Raw genomic sequence first — 23,443 nt, forward strand, 5'->3', positions numbered from 1 at the left:
GTGGTGACGATATAGATTAGCCATGCTAGAATATTGCCATTTATGCTCGTTTGTGTATTCCCTTTTGTTATATATACTAGGATGTATTTATCATGACCGTTATTCAGTTTATATTGATTGCCATTGCCGCGTTTATCGTGCTTGCAGGGCTGTTTATGGTCATTCGCAGTTTTAAGCGCCGCGGTAATGCTGAAGCGGCAGCGGTCAATTATGACAAAAATGGTATTCCTATCATACCGCGTCACGAGCGCAACATCGTCGATCAGCCAGACTTCGACGATACGGTCGCGGGCGAAACGAGTATCGGCCCTGATCGCAGTTATCTCAATGCTGTCGTCGAAGAAGAGCCACTGACTCAGCCTCATACCAATGTCGATGCGCAGCTGACCGCTGAGCACAATCATGTGGCAGATACCGAGCATGACGTTATAGATGATGCTGACTATGCGCGCTGGCAAGAAGAGCAACAACGTAGCGATGATACCGAGTTCTTAGCTGCTGCTGATCAAATGCAAGTAGAGCAAGAGCCTGATGCATTCTCAAGCCTGATGTCAGCAACAGATAGTTTGATGCCTGCAATAGACACCGCAGAAGAGCCAAGCTTTGAGAACAATAGCCCAGTACTTGATCAGCATCTATCCGCGTCTGACGATGATGCGCAAAACGGTCCGTTGATCAATGCTAAAGACAACATCAATATTACTATTTTGCCGCACCAGTATCGTGATCGCCCAGCCTCAACTATCCGTGGTCGCGATCTATTAGCGTTGATTGACAAATATGGTTTGCGTTATGGTGCGATGAATATGTTCCATCGCTACGAGCAAAAAGACGGTACTGGTATGCTGTGGTTCAGTATGATGGGTATCACCGATAGCGGTATCGCACCTTTTGATCCGCATAGTGTCGCCACCAATACCTATAACGGTGTGGTGGTATTCTTATCATTGCCGCATCCACAAGCCGTGCGCAGCTTTGATAGTATGATGAGCATTGCTTATATGATGGCAAGCGATCTAGACGCGATTATGCTGGATGAAGAGAACGAACCAATCACCCCTGAGTACAAGCAGCAGCTGCGTAATCAAGTGCGTGATTATGAAGGCTAAGGACTCAAAAGCTATGAAAGTTAAAAGCTGATTAGTATAAGCAATCATAAAAAGGGCAAATAGCGATTAACGTTATTTGCCCTTTTTAATAGGCTCTAGTTTCTGTAAATACTAGAGTCGGTTAAAGATAAGTTAGATACAAGCAAAATGAGTGTAAATACTATACATAGTAGACTGAGCGAGCCTGAGACAGTATCTGATTTATATCGGATTGACTATACCGAGCATCCTGCAAACTTGTTATCATATCGGCATCTTGAATGACAAAAAAGACGCCGACTATGACTGACGCCACCTCATCAAATAATTCTAAAAACCTATCTGCTCAAGTAGACAACCAAACTTCTGCGACATCTAATATATCTAGTCCGGCCGATGACAGAACGGATAATAGTGCAGAGATTGTCTCAAAAATGCGGTCGCTGATCGACGCGATAAAAACGCACAACTACGCCTACTATGTACTTGATAATCCGATATTAGAAGACAGTGAATACGATCAACTGCGTCGCTCATTGCTTGAGATTGAAGAAGCCTATCCAGACCTGATACAACCTGACAGTCCCATCAATCAAGTCGGTGATATGCCGCTCTCAGCCTTTACTCAAGTCACGCATGATATTCCGATGTTATCGCTAGGCAATGTCTTTGAATATGATGATTTGCGCGACTTTATGCGCCGAGTCAATGACCGCCTGAGCGACTCGCAGCAAAACCCTGAGTATGAGATGGAGCTAAAGCTCGATGGATTGGCAGTTTCATTAAAATATGAGCATGGCAAATTTGTCCAAGCGGTTACCCGTGGTGATGGGCAGACGGGTGAGGATATTACCCAAAATGCCAAAACCATTCGTAATTTACCACTATGGATCGCCGATGCGGCTGATATCGAGCTGTTAGAAGTGCGCGGTGAAGTGCTGATGCCAAAAGCAGGGTTTGAGCGTCTGAATCGATTGGCAGAAGAGAAGGAAGGTAAAACCTTTGCCAATCCACGCAATGCCGCTGCTGGTAGTTTACGTCAGCTAGACCCCACCATAGCTGCCAGTCGTCCACTCGCATTTTATGGCTATTCGGTCAATCAAGGATTGCCTGAAAATATCGACACTCAATCAGGGGCGCTGGCATGGCTCACCGAGCTTGGCTTCACCGTCAGCGCTGTAGAAGTGGTCGCCAATCCACGCGCCGCACAGACATATTATGAGTCCGTGATAGAAGGGCGTGGCGATTTGCCGTTTGAGATCGATGGTATGGTGATTAAGGTCAACAGCCTTGCGTTACAGCAGCAGCTCGGCTTTTTATCCCGTGAGCCGCGCTGGGCGACGGCCTATAAATTCCCTGCCGAAACCGTCATGACGCGTCTCAATGATATTGAATGGCAAGTCGGCCGCACAGGGCAGATCACCCCAGTCGGCAAGCTCGAACCTGTCAAAGTCGGCGGCGTCACCGTCAGCAATGTCACCTTGCATAACTTTGGTGAGATTCAGCGTCTGGATGTACGAGCAGGCGACACGGTCAGTGTCCATCGGGCAGGCGATGTTATCCCTAAAGTCACTCGTGTCTGGCATGATCAGCGCGCAGCCGATAGCACGCCAGTGACCTTACCTTCGGCTTGTCCTGTCTGCGACTCGCCTGTGGTGCTGCCAGAAGACGAAGCACTGGCACGCTGTACGGGCGGACTGTTTTGCCCCGCGCAGCAGACTGAGGCGCTCATTCACTTCGTCTCACGCCGTGCAATGGATATCGATGGACTTGGCGCGAGTTGGCTGATTAGCTTCTTTGAGCACGGTCTGGTCAAAACGGTCGCTGATATTTATCAATTGCACAATCATGCAGATGAGATGGTCACCTTTGAGAAACTGGGGGAAAAGTCCGTCCAGAATATCATCAATGCTATCGAAGCGAGCAAGCACACGACATTGGCTCGCTTTATCTACGCGCTGGGTATTCGCGGTGTCGGTGAAGGCACAGCACAAAACTTTGCGCAGCAGTTTGGTGATTTAGATAGCTTGATGGCAGCCAGTATTGAGACCTTGATAAAAACTCCAGATGTTGGAGAAATTACTGCTGAGCTGACCTATAAGTTCTTCCGTGCCCCGCACAATATCGAAGTCATCACGGCGCTACGTGAAGCTGGCGTGCATTGGGATAAAGTTGAGCAAGTCGCATCCGAAGGGCTGCCACTCGATGGACAAACGTGGGTCATCACGGGTGCGCTCGATAGCATGGCGCGTGATGAAGCCAAAGCTAAGCTGCAAGCGCTGGGTGCAAAAGTATCAGGCAGCATCTCAGCAAAAACCACTGCGCTACTGGCAGGAGATAAGGCTGGCTCTAAACTGACCAAAGCAGAAAAATTGGGCGTGAAAGTGGTAGGTGAGGATGAGTTTTTGGCGATGGTTGGGGAGTAGATTTAGCTTCAACTAAGGTTTATAGATGCGCTGGGCGCTACCACTTGCAAACATTGGATAATGTTTTATGAAAACGATAATACAAGATGCTGGCCAGCGCGAAATTGGTTGTTTTGTTAAAGGAACATCAGTCAGAGTAGAGGGTCCAAATAGGTTTAGCTACAAACCGATACAAGATATCGAAGTGGGTGACAAAGTACTATCAGCACCTGAAAATGGTATCGGAGAGCCTGTCTTTAAACGAGTGACCAAAACCTTTAAGTTTGAAAACAAAGAGATATGGTACGTTGGATTTATTGATATCACGCGCCCAGCTCTAACAGATGTAAGAGATATAGAGGATATCCATTATGCAATGACACCAAGACACGTTGGTGTCACGCCTAATCACCCTTTTATGATCGTGGGTAAAGGATATCATAATGACCGAGATCGTTCGCTCGTTGGACCGCCAGAGGATTTAGCGTTACTTGATACACCTGAATGGAGACGTGCAGACCAGCTAACGTTTGGAGATGTACTGTTGAATCCAGAAAATGGCAATCATTATGCAGTAATAGCCGCTAAACCCTTATACCAGTATGGGAGTGATCAGGTCGATAATGTGGCATGGATGCATGCCACACCTTACTATGCTCACGCTGTAGAAGATACTGAAGATATGGAGGAAAGTTTAAGCAAAGGGACATTGTTTAATATGGACGATATCAATGAATATTTCGGTGCATTTCGATATGCGGACATTTCCTGCGATAACTACAATGTCACCACTCATGATGATGGTACAGAGTCTTATATTCCTTATACCACGACGGTATATAACCTTGAAGTTGAGGATTACCATACCTACTGTATTGGTGGTACTTATCAGATCATGGTTCACAATACCAACTGCGGTACTGACAACCCCGAAAATTTTCTACTTGAATATATTGCGCCCAAACGTATGCTTGGCGATGGTTATGCTGACTTAAATATGGACGGACGCAAGTGATGGAGCGTAGGGTGCGCTCAGCGCACCTAGAGAAATAAACTACTTTAATTTATCTGAAAAACGCTATAAAAAACCAATTGAATCATTACCCCAGACTTCTACATAAAAACCTTGCCGTATATATAACGATGAGATATAACTTAGCCTTCTACTCCAACATCTCACTATGCGCTTTCGCATCACCTTTTTTACCATCAGGTTTGATTTCAATAGGCAACACCAGCCCTTTGGCAAAGTCATCAGACAGCACATAATCATAGCTGCTGGCAGCGACATCGGGCGTGGTATGAATGACCAGTGTCATCTCATTGCCATCGGTCAGCTCATGTGAGACATAGGTTTCGCTCAGCTGATCCAAGACTTTGGATAGGGCTTCGTTACTTGCCATACTGATAGTAAGATTGTGCTGTGCGGTCGCCGCATCCACTTTGAAAAACTCAGCATAGTCTCGGACGTTTTGACTATCGATTGCAAACGGATACTTGTAGTTGGTGGGGTCAGCAGGCTTTGTACCGCTGTCTACCAGTGACCAGTCTACCGTGTCGGCAGTCGGCTTTCCTTCCGATGTCGATGGCTCGGCTGCGGTATCTGCTGTCGCCACTGTGTTCGCTACTTGGTCGGTGGTATCAACAGAAGAGTCGGTAGCGTTATCGCAAGCTGTCAGCGCCCACATACTCGCCGTTGCCATTACCATGATACTTATCAGACGCTTCGCCATCGAGTTATCCTTTTTGTTTTTACTTGCTTTGCTGTCGTTTGATACTGATTGCTGCTTATAGATTATTTATATCATGTGCGTTATAGGGATATAATCTATAAATACTATTTTGACAGGTTTCTTAGCGGTTCTCTAGCAAAAAGCGTCAGTGACCAGTTTTTGAACCAATGCTAGAGCCGGAACGGATAGATGTCGTTGTTCTCATAACCACAGCCATAGCCATAAGCATAGTCCTAGAGCCATAATCACAATCACAAAACTATCGATCAAACGGACATAAAAAAAGCAGCCACTATCTAGTGACTGCTTTATTTTTTAATAGGTTTTTGCTTATCTTTGACGGACTAGATCTGGCAGTTTACTTTATACTCTTTTCCATTTGCCCATTTCATTGCAAAGATGCCTTTATCATCTTTCATGTGCCATGCATAGATGACTTCTGGGTTTGAGTCGTTGACATAGCTTGCGACGTCACCCTTTACACCGCCGTTCAAGACGACTGGCTGCTCTGCCCATTTTACTTTGGGTAATGTGGCATTGACCATGACTTGCTCTTTATTGATAGATTGCTTTGCCATGATTTTGCTGCCGTCAGTACAGGTGTAGGGTGCTGGTGCCATGCGATCATAAGCCGCGGTTACTTTTTCTGTGACGGGTGTATCAGTGGTTTCTGGAGCCGTTGTAGCACAGGCGCTCAATAGCGCAAGAGCTGGTAGGGCGGTCGCAATTTTAGTTATCATGTTCATGGTTCTCTCCAGAGTTTGTCACTGATGTCATTCGATTATATTTATTTAGGCAGGTAGCCTATGAGGGTTATAGTAGCGAAAACGAATTATTTCAGTGTTAGAAATTGTTTATTACCTGTTAGCTTGGTTACCTAATCCATGACTAATGTAACTTATGATTCTAGATGTCCTTAATTCTGAGCACGATTAGCTCTAGGTTCTATTAATCCTAGGTGCTATGATAATCCTAGGTGCTATGAGTTCTATGCTCTGTCGATCCTAGGTGCTTTCAGTCGTAGGTACTATCAACTGCATGTGTTCTATAAGATAAAGACAGTAAATCAAAAAAACCGATTGTAGTGGGCAGCACTTCTCAGTTTGTTCATAAAAAATCGCCCAAGCCAGCGCATAAAAAAGCGCCTATCAACGAATTTTCGATAGACGCTTTTTTGATGAATTAAACACGCTCTAAACTGAGCATGTCTTTGTATATCGTTAACGCTACTTGGTTTTGCGCGGTGGCAGACCAGTATGCTGGGTTTGAAAATTGCCTTTGCTGACTTTTTTCTTGGTATTTTTTCCGGCAGCATTTTTGCTTGTGCCAGCACGGTTTGACGAGTTGTTGCTACGCTTCACCGAGTCATTGCCTAGGCGACTGTTCTTTTTGCGCGCTGACTGATAGCTGTCTTGCGCCGCGTCACGCCCTTCTAAACTGGCGTTAAATGGTGGAATCAAACAACCGCGGTTTTTACCAATCAGATCGCTACGCCCCATGTCTTGTAGCGCTTTACGCAGTAGTACCCAGTTTTTTGGATCATGATAGCGCAGGAACGCTTTGTGCAGTTTGCGCTGTTTGCCAGACTTGACGATATCCATGTCACCTTCATCACGGCTGACCTTGTGTAGCGGGTCTTTGTGCGTGTGATACATGGTAGTCGCGGTTGCCATTGGGCTTGGATAAAATGCCTGTACTTGGTCAGCACGGTAGCCATTATTTTTGAGCCACAGCGCAAGGTTCATCATGTCTTCATCTTTAGTACCTGGGTGGGCGGCGATGAAATAAGGAATCAGATATTGCTCTTTGCCTGCTTCCTGGCTGAACTGCTCAAACATCGCTTTGAATTGATCATAACTGCCCATGCCCGGCTTCATCATCTTCGATAGCACGCCTTCTTCAGAGTGCTCAGGGGCAATCTTGAGATAACCGCCGACATGATGGCTGACCAACTCTTTGACGTATTCAGGATCTTTTACCGCCAGATCGTAACGCAAACCTGAAGCAATCAGGATTTTTTTCACGCCTTTGATATCACGGGCTTTGCGATACAGTTTGGTCAAGTTGCTGTGATCGGTCAGCAAATTTTCGCAGACATCAGGGTAAACACAAGACGGCTTGCGGCAGTTTTTCTCAATCGTCTCGTCTTTACAGCTCAGACGATACATATTGGCTGTTGGTCCACCAAGGTCAGAGATCACGCCAGTGTAGTTAGGGGCGGTATCGCGAATCGCTTCGACTTCGCGCAAAATCGATTCTTCTGAACGGTTTTGGATAATGCGCCCTTCGTGCTCAGTGATTGAGCAGAACGTACAACCACCAAAACAACCACGCATGATATTGACCGAGAACTTGATCATGTCATAAGCAGGTATGCGCGCATCGCCATAGCTTGGATGCGGCAGGCGGGCATACGGCAAGTCAAACACATAGTCCATCTCTTCGGTTGAGAGTGGTATCGGTGGTGGGTTCAGCCAGACATCGATAGAGGTATGCGAGTTACCCGCACCGCTACTATGACGCTGTACGAGCGCGCGAGCATTACCCGGATTGGTCTCTAAGTGCAAGATACGGTTGGCATGAGCATAGAGTACAGGATCAGATTTGACATGTTCGTAATCAGGCAGACGAATCACCGTTTCTTCACGTGGCGGCATTTTAATCTTATGCTTACGGGCGGTTTTTGGCTTATCAAAGCCGCGCATTTGTACCACTTGCGTCTCTTCGTCGACTTGTTCAGCGTTGATAACTTTATTGGCAACTGGTTCTGCGACAAAACCCTGATACTGTGATGACATTGATGACGGCATCGCTTGCCCAACAGGCGAATCTGATGGTTTGTTCTGCTCAATTGAGCAGCTGTCAACATCTTCGGTCATGACATACGGGTTGATGATGGGATCGACACGGCCAACGGTATCGACGTCGTTACTGGCGACTTCTGTCATGCCTGCTTGCCAATGGCGACGAGTCGGCGTCAACAGATAAGAGGTACCGCGCAATTTACTCATTTGCTCGAAGCTATAGCCTTTTGACAGACCATGTACCACATCGACAATGGCACGCTCCGCATTACCATATAGTAAGACATCGGCGCGAGCGTCCAGCAGGATACTACGGCGTACTTTATCTGACCAATAATCATAATGCGCGATACGGCGTAAGCTACCCTCGATACCGCCTAAGATGATCGGTACATCAGGGTAGGCCTCACGGCAACGCTGACTGTAGACGATAGCGGCGCGGTCAGGGCGTTTGTTGGCGACGTTGCCAGGAGAGTAGGCATCATCGCTACGGATTTTGCGATCGGCTGTATAGCGGTTGATCATGCTGTCCATGTTGCCTGCGGTCACGCCGTACGCATAGACCGGTTTGCCAAGCTCCATAAAGGCGTCTTTGCTCTTCCAATCTGGCTGCGCGATGATACCCACACGAAAGCCTTGTGACTCGAGCAAGCGACCGATGATTGCCATACCAAAGCTTGGGTGATCGACGTAGGCATCGCCTGAGATGATGATGACGTCACAAGCATCCCAGCCCAGATCGTCCATCTCTTTGCGGCTCATCGGTAGATAAGGCGCAGGCTCGTAGCAGCTCGCCCAGTGTTTGTCATAATCATAAAGTGGCTTGGTGCCTTGTTTAAAGGCAGTGCGGGCGATGGTATCGGCAGACATGGGCGGACCTGTTAATTAGAAAATGGCACTAAAAATACGTCCCTTATCACTCAATGATAATAAAGGCGAATTTAAAAGCGCTCATTTTAACATGAATCAACCTCACTATGCGACCTATTCTACGATGGGCGATTGCCGATAAGTTATTGATAGCGCGAGATAAACTGCAGTGACAAAGTAAGCCGCCAGTACAGCAGGGTAGCGATAAAAATAACGCAAGCTGAGCAGCAATATCATCAGCGCGACAAACCCATTTCTCACACATTTTCTCATGTTTGTTAGCCGTTCTAATTTTTCTCCACAGATTCTGGCATAGGTTTTGCTCCGACTCTATCAGGGCTTATTTGTGTGCATCTATGAGTGAAAATGGTGCACCGATAACATTTAAAGGGTTGGATAAGTGTTTGGAGACAAAATGAGAACATCATTTGTTGGGCTAGATGTGACAAAGAAAATATGTGGGTCATTACCGCGTAATATGCTCATGCTGAGTACGCTATTGTTTGGCGCGATGGGCCGTGCACAAGCTGCTGAGGCAGATACGCTAACCATAGCACAGCTGCTCGAATACCAGAACATTGCTTGGATTATCTGGGCTGGGGTGTTGGTGTTTTTTATGCAGGCAGGTTTTGCATTACTAGAGAGCGGATCAGTACGCGCAAAAAATGCAGTAAACGTGATGATGAAAAACTATACCGATATGTGTATCGGTGGTTTGGCGTTTTATTTGGTTGGCTTTGGGCTGATGATGGGCACCAACAGTTCTGGATTTGTGGGTACTGATAATTTTATGCCAACTACCTTGTCCAATATGGACTGGGCACTGATGTTCTTTCAGATGATGTTTGCGGCGACCGCAGTGACGATTGCGAGTGGTGCGATGGCAGAGCGCGTCTCATTTTTCGGTTATGCGATAGCAGCTTGTTTGATTTGTTTGTTTATCTATCCTGTGTTTGCCAGCTGGGTCTGGGGCGGCTATTTTGGCGGGTCAGGCTGGCTCGCTGAGCGTGGTTTTATTGATTTTGCTGGCTCGACGGTGGTCCATTCTATCGGCGGCTGGTTGGCACTGGCAGGTGTCTTAGTTATCGGACCGAGACTGGGCCGTTTTGCACCTGATGGGACGCCGCGACTGATCGCAGGTCACAATATGACATTACTAGCGCTAGGCGGGTTTATCTTATGGTTTGGCTGGTTTGGGTTCAATGCTGGATCAACTTTGTCTATCACAGGTGATATCGGTCTTATCGCGGTTAATACCTTTGTCGCCGCCGTCAGTGCTGTAGTGAGCTATATGCTGATCTCTCGAACCCTGAATAAAGCAATCTTGCTCAGTGATAGTGTCAATGCCAGTTTGATCGGACTCGTGTCTATCACGGCAGGCTGTGCCACAACGACGCCTTTATATTCTATTATTATCGGTGGGGTTGCTGCCGTGGTCTATATATTGTCTACGCAGGCGCTACTAAAGCTCAAGATCGATGATGTGGTCTCAGCAGTGGCTGTACATGGCTTCGGCGGTGTGTGGGGTACACTCGCAGCTGGATTATTCTATACAGGGGATTTATTTAATTTATCACGGCTGGGCGTGCAGGCGCTGGGCGTCGGTGTGGCTTTGGTATGGGCACTAGGTCTGGGTCTTATTATGTATAAGCTGATTGATCTGAGCTTTGGATTAAAGGCGAGCCGTTTACATGAGCAGCGCGGCCTTGATTATACCGAGCATGCAGAGCTGGGTTACCCTGAGTTTCAAAAGCAAATGTTTGATGCTAAAAGTCTAACAGAGCGTCACTTATAGGAGAGAGCTGATGAATACTGATACTCAATCCGTAGACCAAACGGTATCCGCGATGGCAGAGGTGCTGGCAAAATACTTACATCCCGAAGAGGTGCGATTGCTCAAGACGCAATGGCTACGGTATCCGGCGGTCTCTGTGAAGATGATGCAACAGTGCGTGTTGGACGCAACCAGGCGCTATCCTGAGCTACAAGCGCATAAATCTGAGATTCGTAAAGGCTTTTGGGATACGCTGCAAGCGAGCAACGAGCAGATAGTGGAGACCGACAGTCAGCAAGAGACCATCGATACACCAGTACCATTGCCTCTCTCTGAGCTGGTATTGGCGTTTTATACAGTGATGGAGACGCTTCGCAGTCAATTAACGACCATCGACAGTCGTAACTTTTTTTTGACCATGCACCAAACTGTTTCGCAAGAGCGCACCTTCAAAGGGCATAGTATCAACATCAAGTCATTTTTAGATGGTGATCGTCCAGCCGTACCTGACAATGAGTATCTTCTCAATAATTTGATTCAGCTTGCTTACGTTTGTTTGTGCGACGTTGCAGGACCTGTTGAGGCAGATGAGATATTGTTTCAAGCTGCACAAACGACTAAGCAAAGTTATCCAAAAGCAGTCGTCGAGAAGTTGTTTTAATAGACCAAGTGGGCACGTTACGGTTGAGTATGGAGTACCCTTCGATAACGTGCCTTGTATGATGTGGTTTAAAAATTGATATTAGAAAATGGACTGCCTAATAGTTGTTAACTATCTACTCTAACAGTTGAAGCGGGAAGGTAATCACATCAAAAGCGAGCGCAAAGGGTAGCAATACCAGCTTTTGTACGCCGTTTGGTCCGCTACGGGTGACCATATCTTGCTGAGTCTGTGTATAGAAGCTTACGGTATAAGGTTTGGTCAAGGCGCGATAGTTTGACTGAATGAGCCCCAAATTGCTGACTTGCGGGTAGATAGCCCCTTTCACAGGCACACTGAAGCAAAAGCGCTGAGCATCAATACGTTGATCACTTGCTGAGGTGCATTCTTTACCATTGTTTTGCAAAAAGAACTGATAATCCGTGCGCCCAAACTCATCTTTTAGTTTGGCATAAGACAGCTTCATTTTTCCTTGAAAATAGCCATCGTTGTTTGGCACATAAAAGCTCATGTCATTATCAACTTGAATGTTTTTTTGTGTCAGATTACTCAGTAAGCTCACCATCTCAGTCCCACCTTGGGTGAGTACGTAACTGTTCTTCTCACCCACGATAACCATCGTGGCGTTTGGCATTTTGGGTAATGCCTGCGCTGGGCGACCAAAGGCTATGATTTGATCTTCAGAGAGTATCTGCTTTGCCGTATTAGTCGTGACATACTTGCCACTGTCGAGCAATGAGCTGGTAGCACAGCCTGAGCTGGCCAGTACCGTCGCGAACAAAGCCCCTGCTAGCATTGCTTTTGGGCGCAGTGATTTTTGTGCGGCATACATATCTGTGCCAGTAGAGTTTGTGTCGTTAGTCATGAGTAGGCGTCCTTGTCTATAGAATGAACCATCGAGATTTTACTGCTTATCTAACTTTTATTATATCGTACAGGGATTAGCGACCACTTATCTACTTGTCACCAGAATTTATAAAAAATACCATCGCGTCAGACAGATAGAGGTTATCAGTCCAACGTGATCTTCGTCCCACTCTTGGTAAAGTTCATCGCAAATTGGCTTTTAAAATTACGGACATTATTTTCATACGTCAGTAAGCTGCGGGTGAACTGATGATAGTCACTCATATTTTTGGCATTGACCATCAACATAAAATCAAAATCGCCCGAAACCTCATAACAGCTCATGATTCGTGATTGTGCATCCATCAAGCGCTCAAACCGATGCTGCATCGACGTATTAGAGCGCTCCATTTCTATCATGACCACCGCCGTCAGACCGTAGCCTACTTTGTCAGGATTGACGATGGCGACTTGTTTGCTAATCACATCATGATCTATGAGTGCTTGTATACGCCGCTGCGCCGTTGCAATAGACACATGCACTCGCTCTGCGACAGTTTTAAGCGGTAATGTCGCATCATCTTGCAGTAAATTCAAAATAGCTTTATCAGTATTATCTAAAATATGACTCATCTCAGGACATCCTTGGCAGTAGAAAGTTTAGTGATTTTATAAAAATTATCACTAAAAATTTTAATATAAGAAAATAATGATTTATACGACAACTAATTGATATTTTTATTCATAAATAGGTTTATATAGAGATAATATATCAAAGCATCCTAGTAAAATAGACCATACCAATCAGAACTGCTTTAAAAAAGAGCTAGCAATTGGTTTTTATCATCTATTAATAGCTACGGTGCTTATCATGTCTATCTCAATGCTCTCCAATGTATTCGCTAATACGCTAGCAACGACTGCTGCACGTTTGCCACTATCTGCGATTTGGACGACAGGTAGCGCACAACAACGCACTCTGATATTAGGGGTGTCTTTTGCCATATTATCCAATGTGCTATTTGGCGTTCTCTATGCGTATAGCAGCTTTTTGTCGCCATTATCAGGGACGCAAGTTTTCATCTGGCGCATGCTCGCAATGTGGGCAGCGTTGGTCGGATACCTAATGGTAAGTGGGCGTTTGGGATTGCACATCGATAAATTGAAAGTGCTCAAAGGCGCTAAGCAATGGGTTTGGCTGCTATTACCTACACCGATATTTCTAAGTCAATTTTGGTTATTTATGTGGGCGCCAGTCAATGGACAAGGTGTACAAACCGCGATGGGGTACTTCTTATTCCCACTGATGATGGTGGTGTTTGGTTGCGTGCTTTTTGGCGAAAAACTCAGCCGTTTGCAATGGTTGGCAGTAGCCTTTGCAGCATTGGGTGTGGGTAGCGAAGTTATCCGTACGCAGAGTGTTTCTTGGGCGACGCTATGGGTATGCGGTACGTATCCTATTTATTACATTTTACGCCGCATGCAAGGAATCGGTGCTGTAACGGGATTGTTGGTCGATTTGACGATATTTGCGCCCTTTGCTTTGGCTTACTTATTCTTTTTTGCCCCAAACAGTGTAGCGCTGGTTGGCGGCTCTGTTTTCTTTATCATGATGCTAGTAGGATTGGGTGTGCTCAGCGTCTTGGCAATGAAAACCAATATTGATGCCAGTCAAATGCTACCCGTCAATGTTTACGGCATGATGAGCTATCTAGAGCCTGCATTGCTATTTATTTTGGCAGTGACCGTGCTGGGTAATCCTTTTGAGTCAGCGATGATCTATAGCTATGGTCTGATTTGGTTGGGTATTGTCTGTCTGATTGCGCATGGTGTTAGGCAATTGCGTCAGGCTAGTAGAAAGACAGCATTGTCTTTAGAAGAGCAAATGGCATAAAAAATCACTGGATAGATGTTATAAAGGTGACTATTTAAAAAATGTGATAGACAACAAAAAAGGACGGCTCAATATTTACTGAGCCGTCCTTTTTGACATATAGACTAAATAACGCTTAATCTAAATGCTGTTTAAAGCCGCGCTGCTTATCACGTTCCCAATCACGATCTTTTAACGTCTTACGTTTGTCATGCTGCTTTTTACCTAGTGCTAGGCCAATCTGGCATTTCACTAGCGAGTTTTTCCAGTAGCAAGACAGTGGTACACAAGCGTAACCTTTTTGATTGATTGCTCCAGACAATTTCTCAATTTCACGGCGATTGAGCAGCAGTTTACGGGTACGAATACTGTCTGGACTAACGTGCGTTGAGCTCGATAGTAATGGCTGAATGTGCGCACCGAACAGGAAAGCTTCGTTATTGCGAAATATGACATACGCTTCTGTAATGGTCATTTTTCCTGCGCGAATGGCTTTTACTTCCCAACCTTGTAATGCCAGTCCTGCCTCAAAGGTTTCTTCGATAAAATACTCATGACGCGCCTTTTTATTGGCGCAAATCTGATTATCAGGTTTTTTTGATTTTTTTGACATAATTTCTCCATAAGGTTTGCCCGACATGCGAGCGCCTTATCTGATCAGTCCTACTAATTCCTCATCTTAATACAATATATAGTCTTAAACTTTACTTAGATAATAAGACAGATGAGTCGAACCGCCTATTGTATCAAAGCCTCTAGTGAAAAGGTAAATCAGCTGTTAGGACAAATGTAGCAGATAAGTATTAAGTTTGAGCAAAATTTGCTAGCATATGGCCTAATATCACCGATTATATCAGTCATGCTATGAGCCACTCTATTTCTTCCAATTCCTCAAAGCTACATACCAAAATCCTATATCCTGGCACTTTTGATCCTATTACCAATGGTCATGTGGATCTGGTTACACGCGCCGTCAAGCTATTTGACGAAGTCGTGATTGCGGTTGCCTCAGGGCATCATAAAAAACCCCTATTCAATTTTGAAGAGCGGGTCGCCTTGGTCGAAACCGTATTTGCAGACTTACCGCAAGTATCTGTGATTGGCTTTGAAGGGTTGCTTGTTGATTTTATGCGCGAAAAACACGCTACGGCAGTGTTGCGTGGATTACGGGCGATGTCAGATTTTGAGTACGAGTTTCAACTGGCAAATATGAACCGCGAGCTAGACGAAAACTTTGAAGCAGTATTTTTGACCCCATCTCAGAACTACTCGTTTATCTCGTCTACCATGATTCGTGAGATTGCCAAGCTTGGCGGTGATGTTAATAAATTCGTGCCGCCCTGTGTCTTACAAGCTTTTGACAAAAAATTAAATATTGAATAGTAGATGCTGACTAAACGGTTTGCTGGTAGGACTTGCCAAAATGGCAAAGAGAGACCAGTTATGCGTGAGACGATTAAAATATAAGGAGCAGTTTATGGCACTATTAATCACTGATGAGTGCATCAACTGTGATGTGTGTGAGCCTGCTTGTCCCAATGAGGCCATCTCAGAAGGCGATGATATCTATGTCATCGACCCAGATTTATGCACAGAATGTGTCGGACATTTTGACGAGCCGCAGTGCGTGGTGATCTGTCCGGTTGACTGTATCCCTCACGATCCTGATCATGTCGAAACTGAAAGCGACCTGTTATCTAAATACAAACGTATTACGGGTCAATAAAGCATTGATAAGCGATTGATGACGTTTAGTTTTACAACGTTTTAAGGACAACACGATGACCATGGAAACAACAACCAAACTCATTCAAGTAGCAAGTGAGTTCGATCAGCGACATCTTTGGCACCCATATGCCAGTCTGCCACCCACTTATTTTAATATCGTAATCGATCGCGCTGAAGGTATTTATATCATCACTGAAGACGGCACGCGCCTGATCGATGGTATGTCGTCATGGTGGGCGAGCGTCCATGGCTACAATCACCCCAAGCTAAACGAAGCGCTGACCCAGCAGTTGAGCAAAATGGCGCATGTGATGTTTGGTGGATTGACCCATCAGCCAGCTATAAATTTAGGCAAAAAACTGCTCGATATTGTACCTGCTGGACTTGATGCGATTTTTTATGCTGACAGTGGCAGTATTGCCGTGGAAGTGGCACTAAAAATGGCATTGCAATATCAAGTGGCCGCCAAGCGTCCAAATAAGCAGCAGTTTGCCTCAACCCATTCAGGGTATTACGGTGATACGTGGCATGCCATGAGTGTCTGCGATCCTGTCAATGGTATGCACAGTCTGTATGGCAAGCAGTTACCGATGCAGCATTTTGTTCCTGCGCCGTCAATTGGATTTGATCGCGCCTTGACCCTAGATGAGCGTGAATCATTAGCTCAGTTTTTTAACGAGTATGGTGCGCAGCTGGCGGGATTTATCATTGAGCCAATTATTCAGGGCGCAGGCGGAATGCGTTTTTATAGTCCTGAATATCTACAATTGCTGCGTCAACTGTGTGATGAGCATGATGTGCTCTTGATTGCCGATGAAATCGCCACTGGGTTTGGACGTAGTGGTAAATTATTTGCGTGTGAACATGCTGATATCAGCCCTGATATCATGACCATTGGCAAGGCGCTGACGGGTGGCTATATGACTTTTGCTGCAACGCTATGTACCCGTCATATTGCCGATACCATTCATAATAGTGATTATCCAGCGCTGATGCATGGCCCAACCTTCATGGGCAATCCACTGGCTTGTGCAGTGGCATGTGCATCGATTGATTTGATCCTGTCTTATGATATCGAAGCGTGTACCGCAAACATGCAGACTATTATGGAACAGCAGTTAGCGCCTGCCGCGTTATTAGAAGGTGTTGCTGAGGTGCGTTGTTTGGGCGCGGTCGCCGTCATTGAATTGCATGAGGGATTTGATATGCCTGTATTTCAGTCTTTATTGATTGATAACGGTATCTGGGTCAGACCATTTGGGAAGCTAGTATATATCATGCCACCCTACGTGATTACCGATGATGAACTGACTACCTTATGCCAAGCGCTGCTAAAAGTAGTGCATACGTATTTAGAAAACCGAGGTCAACCATGAGTGTTTTATTTGTCTCTGGTATCGATACCGATATCGGTAAAACCTATGCCACTGGACTACTTGCCAAAGCCCTTATGCAGCAAGGCTTAAATGTCATCACTCAAAAGCTAGTACAAACGGGCGTATCGATTAATCCAGACGATGGTGAGATGAATATCGCTGATGATATCATCACTCATCGTCAACTAATGGACATACCTCTACAGCCATGTGACCTCGATTTTACGACTTGTGCTCATCGTTATAAGAAGCCAGCATCCCCTCATTTGGCGACTAAGCTATCAGGGGAAACACTTGATCCTGATAAGATTACCAATGCTACCAAGCGACTGCAATCTGAGTATAAGCTGGTACTACTAGAAGGTGCAGGTGGCTTACTTGTGCCGATTACAGAGAATCTACTGATATTAGATTATATTGCCGAGCAAGGCTATCCTATTGTCTTGGTCACCTCTGGTCGATTGGGCAGCATCAATCACACTTTATTGAGTTTAGAAGCTATAAAATCGCGTGGATTAATAGTACATAGCGTAATTTATAATCATATCCATGACGATGCTGAGCAAACAGATACTGAAATCGCAAATAGCACTATTGAGTTTCTACGAAGATATTTGGACAATCATTATCCCAAAGCACATTGGCTACAGATACCGTATCTAAAAGATAATCTGGTCGGTAATATTGAAACACTGCCAGAAAATTTTGTTTAGCTTATTTATGTTGTCCTAAAAAATAAATCCAAAAGACATTCGCAGACTGTTATAAGTTTGCTATACTAGCGCGCTTGGTAGACTAGGCGATCGCCGCTGCACACTGGCAACAGATGAGCAGGGGAGGAAAGTCCGGGCTACATAGGGCAGCGTGCCAGCTAACGGCTGGGCAGGGTAACTTGACGACCAGTGCAGCAGAGAGTAGACCGCCTTTAGTATCTTAGGGTATTATCGGTAAGGGTGAAAGGGTGCGGTAAGAGCGCACCGCGTGGCTGGCAACAGTTCACGGCATGGTAAACTCCACGCGTAGCAAGACCAAATAGGCATCGGCATGGCGCGGCCCGCGTTCGATGCGGGTAGGTTGCTTGAGCGTATTAGCGATGATACGCCTAGAGGAATGATCGTCCACGACAGAACCCGGCTTATCGGTTTACCAAACCTTTTTTATTGTTTGATGTAGTAATCGTTGCAATTAATCTGAATTACATTCATTTTTTTGCAAAAAATGCCCATTAGGGGTTGACGGCAGTCAACAGCTTGGGCATAATGTGCAGCCTAAAACGGCGATGTAGCTCAGCTGGTTAGAGCGCATGACTCATAATCGTGAGGTCAAGAGTTCAAGTCTCTTCATCGCCACCATATATAGCAGTACTTGCAATATCAAAAAGCCAATCCTTCGAGATTGGTTTTTTTTTGCTTCAAATAATGTCTTGTCTCAAAAGTTTCTAGACGTCACTGCTTAGTTAGATATCCCTTGTCGATTGTCAGTCAATCTTAAACCATTGATAAATCGTCTCTCTACTACTAAAATCGCCTTACTTTGTGGTCGAAAACTGCTAGAATACTCCTTCATGCGTATGCATAAGAGTTAATGTGCTTGGCTTTGTATAGTAGGCGACGACATTATTAAAATTGACTGGATTGAGACATCTAATTCTCAACGAAGCACAAGTATCTCCAATTGTACCTGACCGCATCTGTTCTTTAGCTTCATTATTCTATCACCCTTAAATTAGTAGGCGCTTTGTGACTGCATTAGCCAATATTCGTAACTTTTCAATCATTGCCCACATTGATCATGGTAAGTCGACCCTTGCCGATCGTTTTATTCAGATGTGCGGTGCCTTGCAAGATCGAGAGATGCAGGCGCAGGTGCTCGACTCGATGGATATTGAGCGTGAGCGCGGTATTACCATCAAAGCACAGTCGGTAACGCTGTTTTATGATCACCCAAATGGTGAGCGCTATCAGCTGAACTTTATTGATACGCCCGGGCACGTTGACTTCTCATATGAAGTATCGCGCTCGTTGGCGGCTTGTGAAGGCGCGCTATTGGTCGTTGATGCGGCTCAAGGCGTAGAAGCACAGTCGGTTGCCAACTGCTACACAGCAGTAGACCAAGGTCTAGAGGTAATGGCAGTCCTCAACAAAATTGACTTGCCACAAGTAGAGCCTGAGCGTGTTATTCAAGAGATTGAAGATATCATCGGCATCGATGCAGTAGATGCACCGCGTGTCTCAGCGAAATCTGGTCTTGGTGTTGATAAATTGCTCGAAGCACTGGTTGAGTTTATTCCGGCACCGACTGGCGACCGCGAAGCACCTCTGCAAGCACTTATCATTGATTCATGGTTTGATAGCTATTTGGGCGTAGTATCGCTAGTACGCGTACGCCAAGGAACCGTAAGAAAGGGCGATAAGATTTATATCAAATCGACCGGCGATGCTCATCCCGTGAGTTCTATCGGTGTATTCACCCCTAAGCCTGTCGATACTGGCGTCTTAGAAGCAGGCGAAGTGGGCTTTATCATTGCGGGTATCAAAGACATCGCTGGCGCCCCAGTAGGCGATACGATTACTCATTCTAAAACGCCTGACGTCGATCGTATTCCAGGTTTCAAACAGATTACCCCGCAAGTATATGCAGGGATGTTCCCAGTAGATTCTAGTGATTTTGAAAAGTTCCGTGAAGCACTACAGAAATTACAAATCAACGATGCGTCGTTGTTTTTTGAGCCGGATACCTCAGATGCATTAGGCTTTGGCTTTCGTTGTGGCTTCTTGGGTATGCTACACATGGAGATTATTCAAGAGCGTCTAGAACGCGAGTATAACTTGGATTTGATCACCACTGCACCGTCTGTTATCTATGAGATCGAAAAGAAAGGCGGCGAGGTTATCTATGTTGATAATCCATCAAGACTGCCTGAGCCGAACAATATCGAAGAGTTCCGTGAGCCGATTGCGCGCTGTCAGATTCTAGTGCCGCAAGATTACCTAGGTAATGTCATGACGCTGTGCATCGAGCGCCGCGGTGTACAGGTCGATATGCGTTTTATGGGCAAGCAAGTTCAGATTATCTTTGATATTCCGATGGGCGAGGTGGTCATGGATTTCTTTGATCGTCTAAAATCAGTCTCTCGCGGGTTTGCGTCATTGGACTATAACTTTGATCGTTACCAAGTGGATAAACTGGTTAAGGTTGATGTACTAATCAATGGCGATAAAGTTGACGCCTTGGCGATGATTGTCCATCAAGATCAAGCACGTTTCCGCGGCAACCAGCTCGTGACCAAGATGAAAGAATTGATTCCGCGTCAGATGTTTGATGTGGCTATTCAGGCAGCTATCGGTAGTCAGATTATTGGTCGTAGTACCGTAAAAGCGATGCGTAAAGACGTATTGGCTAAGTGCTATGGTGGCGATGTATCACGTAAGAAGAAGCTGCTGTCTAAGCAAAAAGCGGGTAAAAAACGTATGAAGCAAGTGGGTAATGTGGAGATTCCACAAGAAGCCTTCTTGGCTGTCCTGCAAGTAGATAGCTAAACACTAGCGTTATCTACTATAGTTTTGGTACATCACAGTTGAACGTCGTTAGTCTTATCGTCAAAGCAGCTATACAGGCAGCGTGTTAATAGGTAATTTGGTATGGATTTTGATTTTAATTTAATTTTAGTACCGTTAACTATAGGCTTAGGGATTGTATGGCTGTTGGATAAGCTTGCGCTCAAGCAACGTAAAACTCGCGGGCGAGGTCAAGAAAGCCTCTTTGTACGCTGGGCTTATGACTTTTTCCCTGTTTTGGCCGTGGTACTGGTTGTACGCTCGTTTTTGGTTGAGCCTTTTAATATTCCATCATCCTCTATGGTACCAACGTTGTATACGGGTGACTTCATTGCAGTCAACAAGTATGCTTATGGCGTCCGTTTACCACTGACTTATAATAAAGTTGTGGATACAGGCGAGCCTGAGCATGGTGACGTGGTGGTATTTCGCTATCCTGAAAACCCAAGCATCTACTATATCAAACGCTTGATTGGTTTGCCTGGTGATACGGTCAGCTACAATCAGGGTACGATTTCTATCAATGATGTTCCTGTAGATACGACGCCTATCGATTTTGATGCAAATGCTGAATTGACGTCACAGCTCTATTTGCCAGGACAGATGGGTCCAGGTCAAGTGCTCACTGAAGAGAGTGCGGCTGCAATGGGTCAGCAAGAAGAAGACGCAGCCAAGTATTTTCAGGAAACGCAAGGTGACAACAAGCACTTAGTTCGCTATTTAGATGGTATGAACAGCGCCCAGTACGCGCCTTTTTTACAACAACAATCGCCAGAAGTGGTCGATTCAGAAGGCACAGAGTGGCGTATCGAAGTACCAGAAGGTCAGTATTTTGTGATGGGTGATAACCGCGATCGTAGTGCAGATGGTCGATTTTGGGGATTTGTTCCTGATGAAAACCTAGCAGGTAAAGCCGTCTACATATGGATGCATAAACCACCTGGACTAAATTTACCGACCTTTGAGCGTAATGGTACTATTGATTAACATTGTGAGTGCTCTATTGGTTGATTTATAGATAATAGTTTTATGCTAATATCGTTGCTATCCAATCGATGATTGTCTGATAAGTAGCCATCAAAAACAGTTATTTACCCATAGAGGAATATCATAATGCAGCAGTTATCTGGTTTGACCACGCAGCGCGGTGCTAGTGTGACCAATATCGTTCTCATTATTATGGTGCTGGGTATTTCTCTGAAGCTTATGGTAGCTATCCTACCTGCTCAAATTGGTGACTATCAGTTAACAAAGCTTTTGAGCGCAGAGCTAAAAGTAGCCAACAATAATAATGAAACAGCCAAGCAGTTCGTTGAGCGTGTGAATAAACAGCTGTCTATCAATGCTGATTATGATACCAAGGCAGAAGAAGTATTTACCTTTACCGACAAAAAAACAGGCCAATTGGCTATTCATAAAAAATACGAAGTAACCAATAATTTTTTTAGCAATGTTGATATTGTCAATCGTTTCGAAGGCAATGTTGATATGGCTGAAGCAAAGTAAGCGGCAGCAATCCAGCACAGTACTTTTATACTCTTGATATTGCCCAACGTATACTTTTATTAAACTAAATCTGTAAAACAGAAGGGATAACCACAAGCCACGCATGAAACCAACTTCGCAACATTCCCAAGCGGTTCCTACTCCCAAAAAAAATAGCACGTCTGTCGACACGCTTGTTGTTAGCTCAGAATTTATTCAGCGGTTAGCGGTATTGACGCGTAAGTTAGGCTATGTGTTTAATGACTTAAGCCTCCCAAAGCTTGCATTGACACATCGCTCATTTGACAGCAAAAAAAACTACGAGCGTTTAGAGTTTTTAGGCGACGCGCTGTTGGGTATGATTGTGGGCGAAGCGCTATACCATCGTTATCCTAATCAGAATGAAGGACGTCTCACTCGTATGCGTGCCACGCTTGTACGCCAAGAGTCACTGGTTATCATTGCACAAAACTTGGAGTTGTCTAACCATCTAATATTAGGAGTAGGTGAGCGTAAAGGTGGTGGTCGCAATCGCGCTTCTATTCTGGCTGACGCGGTAGAGTCACTGATTGGTGCTATCTATTTAGACAGTCACGATATGGATATTACTCGAAATTGCGTGCTGTCATGGTATGGAGATTTGATTGATAACGTCAACGACCAAAAAGCACTCAAAGATGCCAAAAGTCGTTTGCAAGAGTGGCTACAGTCGAAGCAATTTGATTTGCCAAACTATGAGCTGATGGAAACGCGCGGTAATGCTCCTCATCAAATTTTTGTAGTACGCTGTCACGTCAATATCAATAACTGTCCCGATATTACTGAATCTGGTGAGAGTCGCCGTATTGCTGAGCAAAAAGCAGCAGAGCTTATGATCAATCAGCTACATAAACTTCCAGGATCAGCTAAAAAGCGTCCTTAGTGAATGGCTATCGATGTCCGCAAAAATATTTTAACTGTAGAGTGTTGCTTTCAAGCGAGGATACCTTGAAAAGCACTGTTTAACACCACCTTATATATCAATTGTTTTAAAACTTTACATATTACTGGCCGATAGCCAATAGCAACGACATAAGCAAGCTATCAAACGATATCTGGCCAGATACAACCCCTATAGGAATACCTTATGAGCAATCGTACTGATTTGCCATCAAATGAAGAAGACAACACTCAAGATATGGTCGAACATGTCGAGACTGATTTAGACCAAAACAATATCGAAATTACTGATGGCAATAGTGGT

The 23,443-nt window shown here is 45.1% G+C and carries 20 protein-coding genes, 1 tRNA gene and 1 other RNA gene; 16 read left to right on the forward strand and 6 right to left on the reverse strand.

The features are described 5' to 3' along the window. Positions 1-92 precede the first annotated feature (92 nt). From AC5JPT_RS11285 to AC5JPT_RS11295, 3 genes are all read left to right on the forward strand, one after another. On the forward strand, positions 93-1,109 hold the full coding sequence (locus AC5JPT_RS11285; RefSeq protein ID WP_493858163.1) for a cell division protein ZipA: 1,017 nt from the start codon (positions 93-95) through the stop codon (positions 1,107-1,109). A gap of 281 nt (positions 1,110-1,390) precedes the next feature. Further along, positions 1,391-3,514 (forward strand): NAD-dependent DNA ligase LigA, encoded by a 2,124-nt coding sequence (gene ligA, locus AC5JPT_RS11290; RefSeq protein ID WP_493858164.1) that lies wholly within the window; start codon positions 1,391-1,393, stop codon positions 3,512-3,514. A 67-nt stretch (positions 3,515-3,581) separates the two neighbouring features. Further along, positions 3,582-4,508 carry a Hint domain-containing protein gene (locus AC5JPT_RS11295; protein ID WP_493858165.1) on the forward strand — a complete coding sequence of 309 codons (927 nt, stop codon included), beginning with the start codon at positions 3,582-3,584 and terminating at the stop codon, positions 4,506-4,508. A 148-nt stretch (positions 4,509-4,656) separates the two neighbouring features. Here AC5JPT_RS11295 and AC5JPT_RS11300 read toward each other — a convergent pair whose 3' ends face one another. From AC5JPT_RS11300 to AC5JPT_RS11310, 3 genes are all read right to left on the reverse strand, one after another. Next, positions 4,657-5,226 (reverse strand): hypothetical protein, encoded by a 570-nt coding sequence (locus AC5JPT_RS11300; RefSeq protein WP_493858166.1) that lies wholly within the window; start codon positions 5,224-5,226, stop codon positions 4,657-4,659. A 344-nt stretch (positions 5,227-5,570) separates the two neighbouring features. After that, on the reverse strand, positions 5,571-5,972 hold the full coding sequence (locus AC5JPT_RS11305; RefSeq protein WP_493843750.1) for a hypothetical protein: 402 nt from the start codon (positions 5,970-5,972) through the stop codon (positions 5,571-5,573). Positions 5,973-6,452: 480 nt separating this feature from the next. Further along, positions 6,453-8,900, reverse strand: a complete 2,448-nt coding sequence (locus tag AC5JPT_RS11310; protein ID WP_493858167.1) for a YgiQ family radical SAM protein — start codon at positions 8,898-8,900, stop codon at positions 6,453-6,455. 478 nt (positions 8,901-9,378) lie between these two features. Between AC5JPT_RS11310 and AC5JPT_RS11315 the strand changes: the two genes are divergently transcribed. Together AC5JPT_RS11315 and AC5JPT_RS11320 are read left to right on the forward strand one after the other, a co-directional pair. Next, entirely contained in the window at positions 9,379-10,695 is a 1,317-nt protein-coding gene (locus AC5JPT_RS11315) for an ammonium transporter (RefSeq protein WP_493858474.1), read from the forward strand. Between the two features lie 10 nt (positions 10,696-10,705). Beyond that, positions 10,706-11,335: a hypothetical protein gene (locus tag AC5JPT_RS11320; RefSeq protein ID WP_493858168.1), complete on the forward strand. Its 630-nt coding sequence runs from the start codon at positions 10,706-10,708 to the stop codon at positions 11,333-11,335. 115 nt (positions 11,336-11,450) lie between these two features. On the opposite strand, the gene AC5JPT_RS11325 is transcribed toward AC5JPT_RS11320, so the two are convergent. Next, on the reverse strand, positions 11,451-12,200 hold the full coding sequence (locus tag AC5JPT_RS11325; protein WP_493858169.1) for a YidX family protein: 750 nt from the start codon (positions 12,198-12,200) through the stop codon (positions 11,451-11,453). Between the two features lie 146 nt (positions 12,201-12,346). Further along, positions 12,347-12,814: an Lrp/AsnC family transcriptional regulator gene (locus tag AC5JPT_RS11330; protein WP_493858170.1), complete on the reverse strand. Its 468-nt coding sequence runs from the start codon at positions 12,812-12,814 to the stop codon at positions 12,347-12,349. A gap of 238 nt (positions 12,815-13,052) precedes the next feature. Here AC5JPT_RS11330 and rarD point away from each other — a divergent pair, with 238 nt between their 5' ends. Next, positions 13,053-14,075 carry an EamA family transporter RarD gene (gene rarD / locus AC5JPT_RS11335; protein ID WP_493858171.1) on the forward strand — a complete coding sequence of 341 codons (1,023 nt, stop codon included), beginning with the start codon at positions 13,053-13,055 and terminating at the stop codon, positions 14,073-14,075. 115 nt (positions 14,076-14,190) lie between these two features. Here rarD and smpB read toward each other — a convergent pair whose 3' ends face one another. Then, positions 14,191-14,667, reverse strand: coding sequence for an SsrA-binding protein SmpB (gene smpB, locus AC5JPT_RS11340; RefSeq protein ID WP_057758370.1), 477 nt, complete (start codon positions 14,665-14,667; stop codon positions 14,191-14,193). A gap of 251 nt (positions 14,668-14,918) precedes the next feature. Between smpB and coaD the strand changes: the two genes are divergently transcribed. From coaD to rnc, 10 genes are all read left to right on the forward strand, one after another. After that, the gene (gene coaD / locus AC5JPT_RS11345; protein ID WP_057758372.1) at positions 14,919-15,437 is read left to right on the forward strand and encodes a pantetheine-phosphate adenylyltransferase; all 519 of its coding nucleotides are present in this window, start codon (positions 14,919-14,921) and stop codon (positions 15,435-15,437) included. Between the two features lie 94 nt (positions 15,438-15,531). After that, on the forward strand, positions 15,532-15,780 hold the full coding sequence (locus AC5JPT_RS11350) for a YfhL family 4Fe-4S dicluster ferredoxin (RefSeq protein WP_045453660.1): 249 nt from the start codon (positions 15,532-15,534) through the stop codon (positions 15,778-15,780). Positions 15,781-15,835: 55 nt separating this feature from the next. Beyond that, positions 15,836-17,158 (forward strand): adenosylmethionine--8-amino-7-oxononanoate transaminase, encoded by a 1,323-nt coding sequence (gene bioA / locus AC5JPT_RS11355; protein ID WP_493858172.1) that lies wholly within the window; start codon positions 15,836-15,838, stop codon positions 17,156-17,158. Next, positions 17,155-17,871 (forward strand): dethiobiotin synthase, encoded by a 717-nt coding sequence (gene bioD, locus AC5JPT_RS11360; protein WP_493858173.1) that lies wholly within the window; start codon positions 17,155-17,157, stop codon positions 17,869-17,871. Before bioA ends, bioD begins: the two co-directional genes overlap by 4 nt. Positions 17,872-17,945: 74 nt before the next feature. Continuing rightward, an RNA gene (gene rnpB, locus AC5JPT_RS11365) (RNase P RNA component class A) lies at positions 17,946-18,312 on the forward strand. Between the two features lie 121 nt (positions 18,313-18,433). Then, positions 18,434-18,510: transfer RNA gene (locus AC5JPT_RS11370), tRNA-Met, on the forward strand. Positions 18,511-18,897: 387 nt separating this feature from the next. Then, complete coding sequence (gene lepA / locus AC5JPT_RS11375) at positions 18,898-20,697, forward strand: translation elongation factor 4 (RefSeq protein WP_319051907.1); 1,800 nt, start codon at positions 18,898-18,900, stop codon at positions 20,695-20,697. A 102-nt stretch (positions 20,698-20,799) separates the two neighbouring features. Beyond that, on the forward strand, positions 20,800-21,702 hold the full coding sequence (gene lepB, locus AC5JPT_RS11380; RefSeq protein WP_493858174.1) for a signal peptidase I: 903 nt from the start codon (positions 20,800-20,802) through the stop codon (positions 21,700-21,702). Between the two features lie 126 nt (positions 21,703-21,828). Continuing rightward, entirely contained in the window at positions 21,829-22,221 is a 393-nt protein-coding gene (locus AC5JPT_RS11385) for a DUF4845 domain-containing protein (protein WP_319051905.1), read from the forward strand. A 103-nt stretch (positions 22,222-22,324) separates the two neighbouring features. Continuing rightward, positions 22,325-23,122 carry a ribonuclease III gene (gene rnc, locus AC5JPT_RS11390; protein WP_319051904.1) on the forward strand — a complete coding sequence of 266 codons (798 nt, stop codon included), beginning with the start codon at positions 22,325-22,327 and terminating at the stop codon, positions 23,120-23,122. Positions 23,123-23,443 lie beyond the last annotated feature (321 nt).

It is taken from the genome of Psychrobacter sp. H26 (genome assembly GCF_059073035.1).

Coding starts and splice junctions, on each gene's coding strand:
- AC5JPT_RS11285 (WP_493858163.1), top strand. CDS start 93: ATGACCGTTATTCAGTTTATATTGATTGCCATTGCCGCGTTTATCGTG.
- ligA (WP_493858164.1), top strand. CDS start 1,391: ATGACTGACGCCACCTCATCAAATAATTCTAAAAACCTATCTGCTCAA.
- AC5JPT_RS11295 (WP_493858165.1), top strand. CDS start 3,582: ATGAAAACGATAATACAAGATGCTGGCCAGCGCGAAATTGGTTGTTTT.
- AC5JPT_RS11300 (WP_493858166.1), bottom strand. CDS start 5,226: ATGGCGAAGCGTCTGATAAGTATCATGGTAATGGCAACGGCGAGTATG.
- AC5JPT_RS11305 (WP_493843750.1), bottom strand. CDS start 5,972: ATGAACATGATAACTAAAATTGCGACCGCCCTACCAGCTCTTGCGCTA.
- AC5JPT_RS11310 (WP_493858167.1), bottom strand. CDS start 8,900: ATGTCTGCCGATACCATCGCCCGCACTGCCTTTAAACAAGGCACCAAG.
- AC5JPT_RS11315 (WP_493858474.1), top strand. CDS start 9,379: ATGCTCATGCTGAGTACGCTATTGTTTGGCGCGATGGGCCGTGCACAA.
- AC5JPT_RS11320 (WP_493858168.1), top strand. CDS start 10,706: ATGAATACTGATACTCAATCCGTAGACCAAACGGTATCCGCGATGGCA.
- AC5JPT_RS11325 (WP_493858169.1), bottom strand. CDS start 12,200: ATGACTAACGACACAAACTCTACTGGCACAGATATGTATGCCGCACAA.
- AC5JPT_RS11330 (WP_493858170.1), bottom strand. CDS start 12,814: ATGAGTCATATTTTAGATAATACTGATAAAGCTATTTTGAATTTACTG.
- rarD (WP_493858171.1), top strand. CDS start 13,053: ATGTCTATCTCAATGCTCTCCAATGTATTCGCTAATACGCTAGCAACG.
- smpB (WP_057758370.1), bottom strand. CDS start 14,667: ATGTCAAAAAAATCAAAAAAACCTGATAATCAGATTTGCGCCAATAAA.
- coaD (WP_057758372.1), top strand. CDS start 14,919: ATGAGCCACTCTATTTCTTCCAATTCCTCAAAGCTACATACCAAAATC.
- AC5JPT_RS11350 (WP_045453660.1), top strand. CDS start 15,532: ATGGCACTATTAATCACTGATGAGTGCATCAACTGTGATGTGTGTGAG.
- bioA (WP_493858172.1), top strand. CDS start 15,836: ATGACCATGGAAACAACAACCAAACTCATTCAAGTAGCAAGTGAGTTC.
- bioD (WP_493858173.1), top strand. CDS start 17,155: ATGAGTGTTTTATTTGTCTCTGGTATCGATACCGATATCGGTAAAACC.
- lepB (WP_493858174.1), top strand. CDS start 20,800: ATGGATTTTGATTTTAATTTAATTTTAGTACCGTTAACTATAGGCTTA.
- AC5JPT_RS11385 (WP_319051905.1), top strand. CDS start 21,829: ATGCAGCAGTTATCTGGTTTGACCACGCAGCGCGGTGCTAGTGTGACC.
- rnc (WP_319051904.1), top strand. CDS start 22,325: ATGAAACCAACTTCGCAACATTCCCAAGCGGTTCCTACTCCCAAAAAA.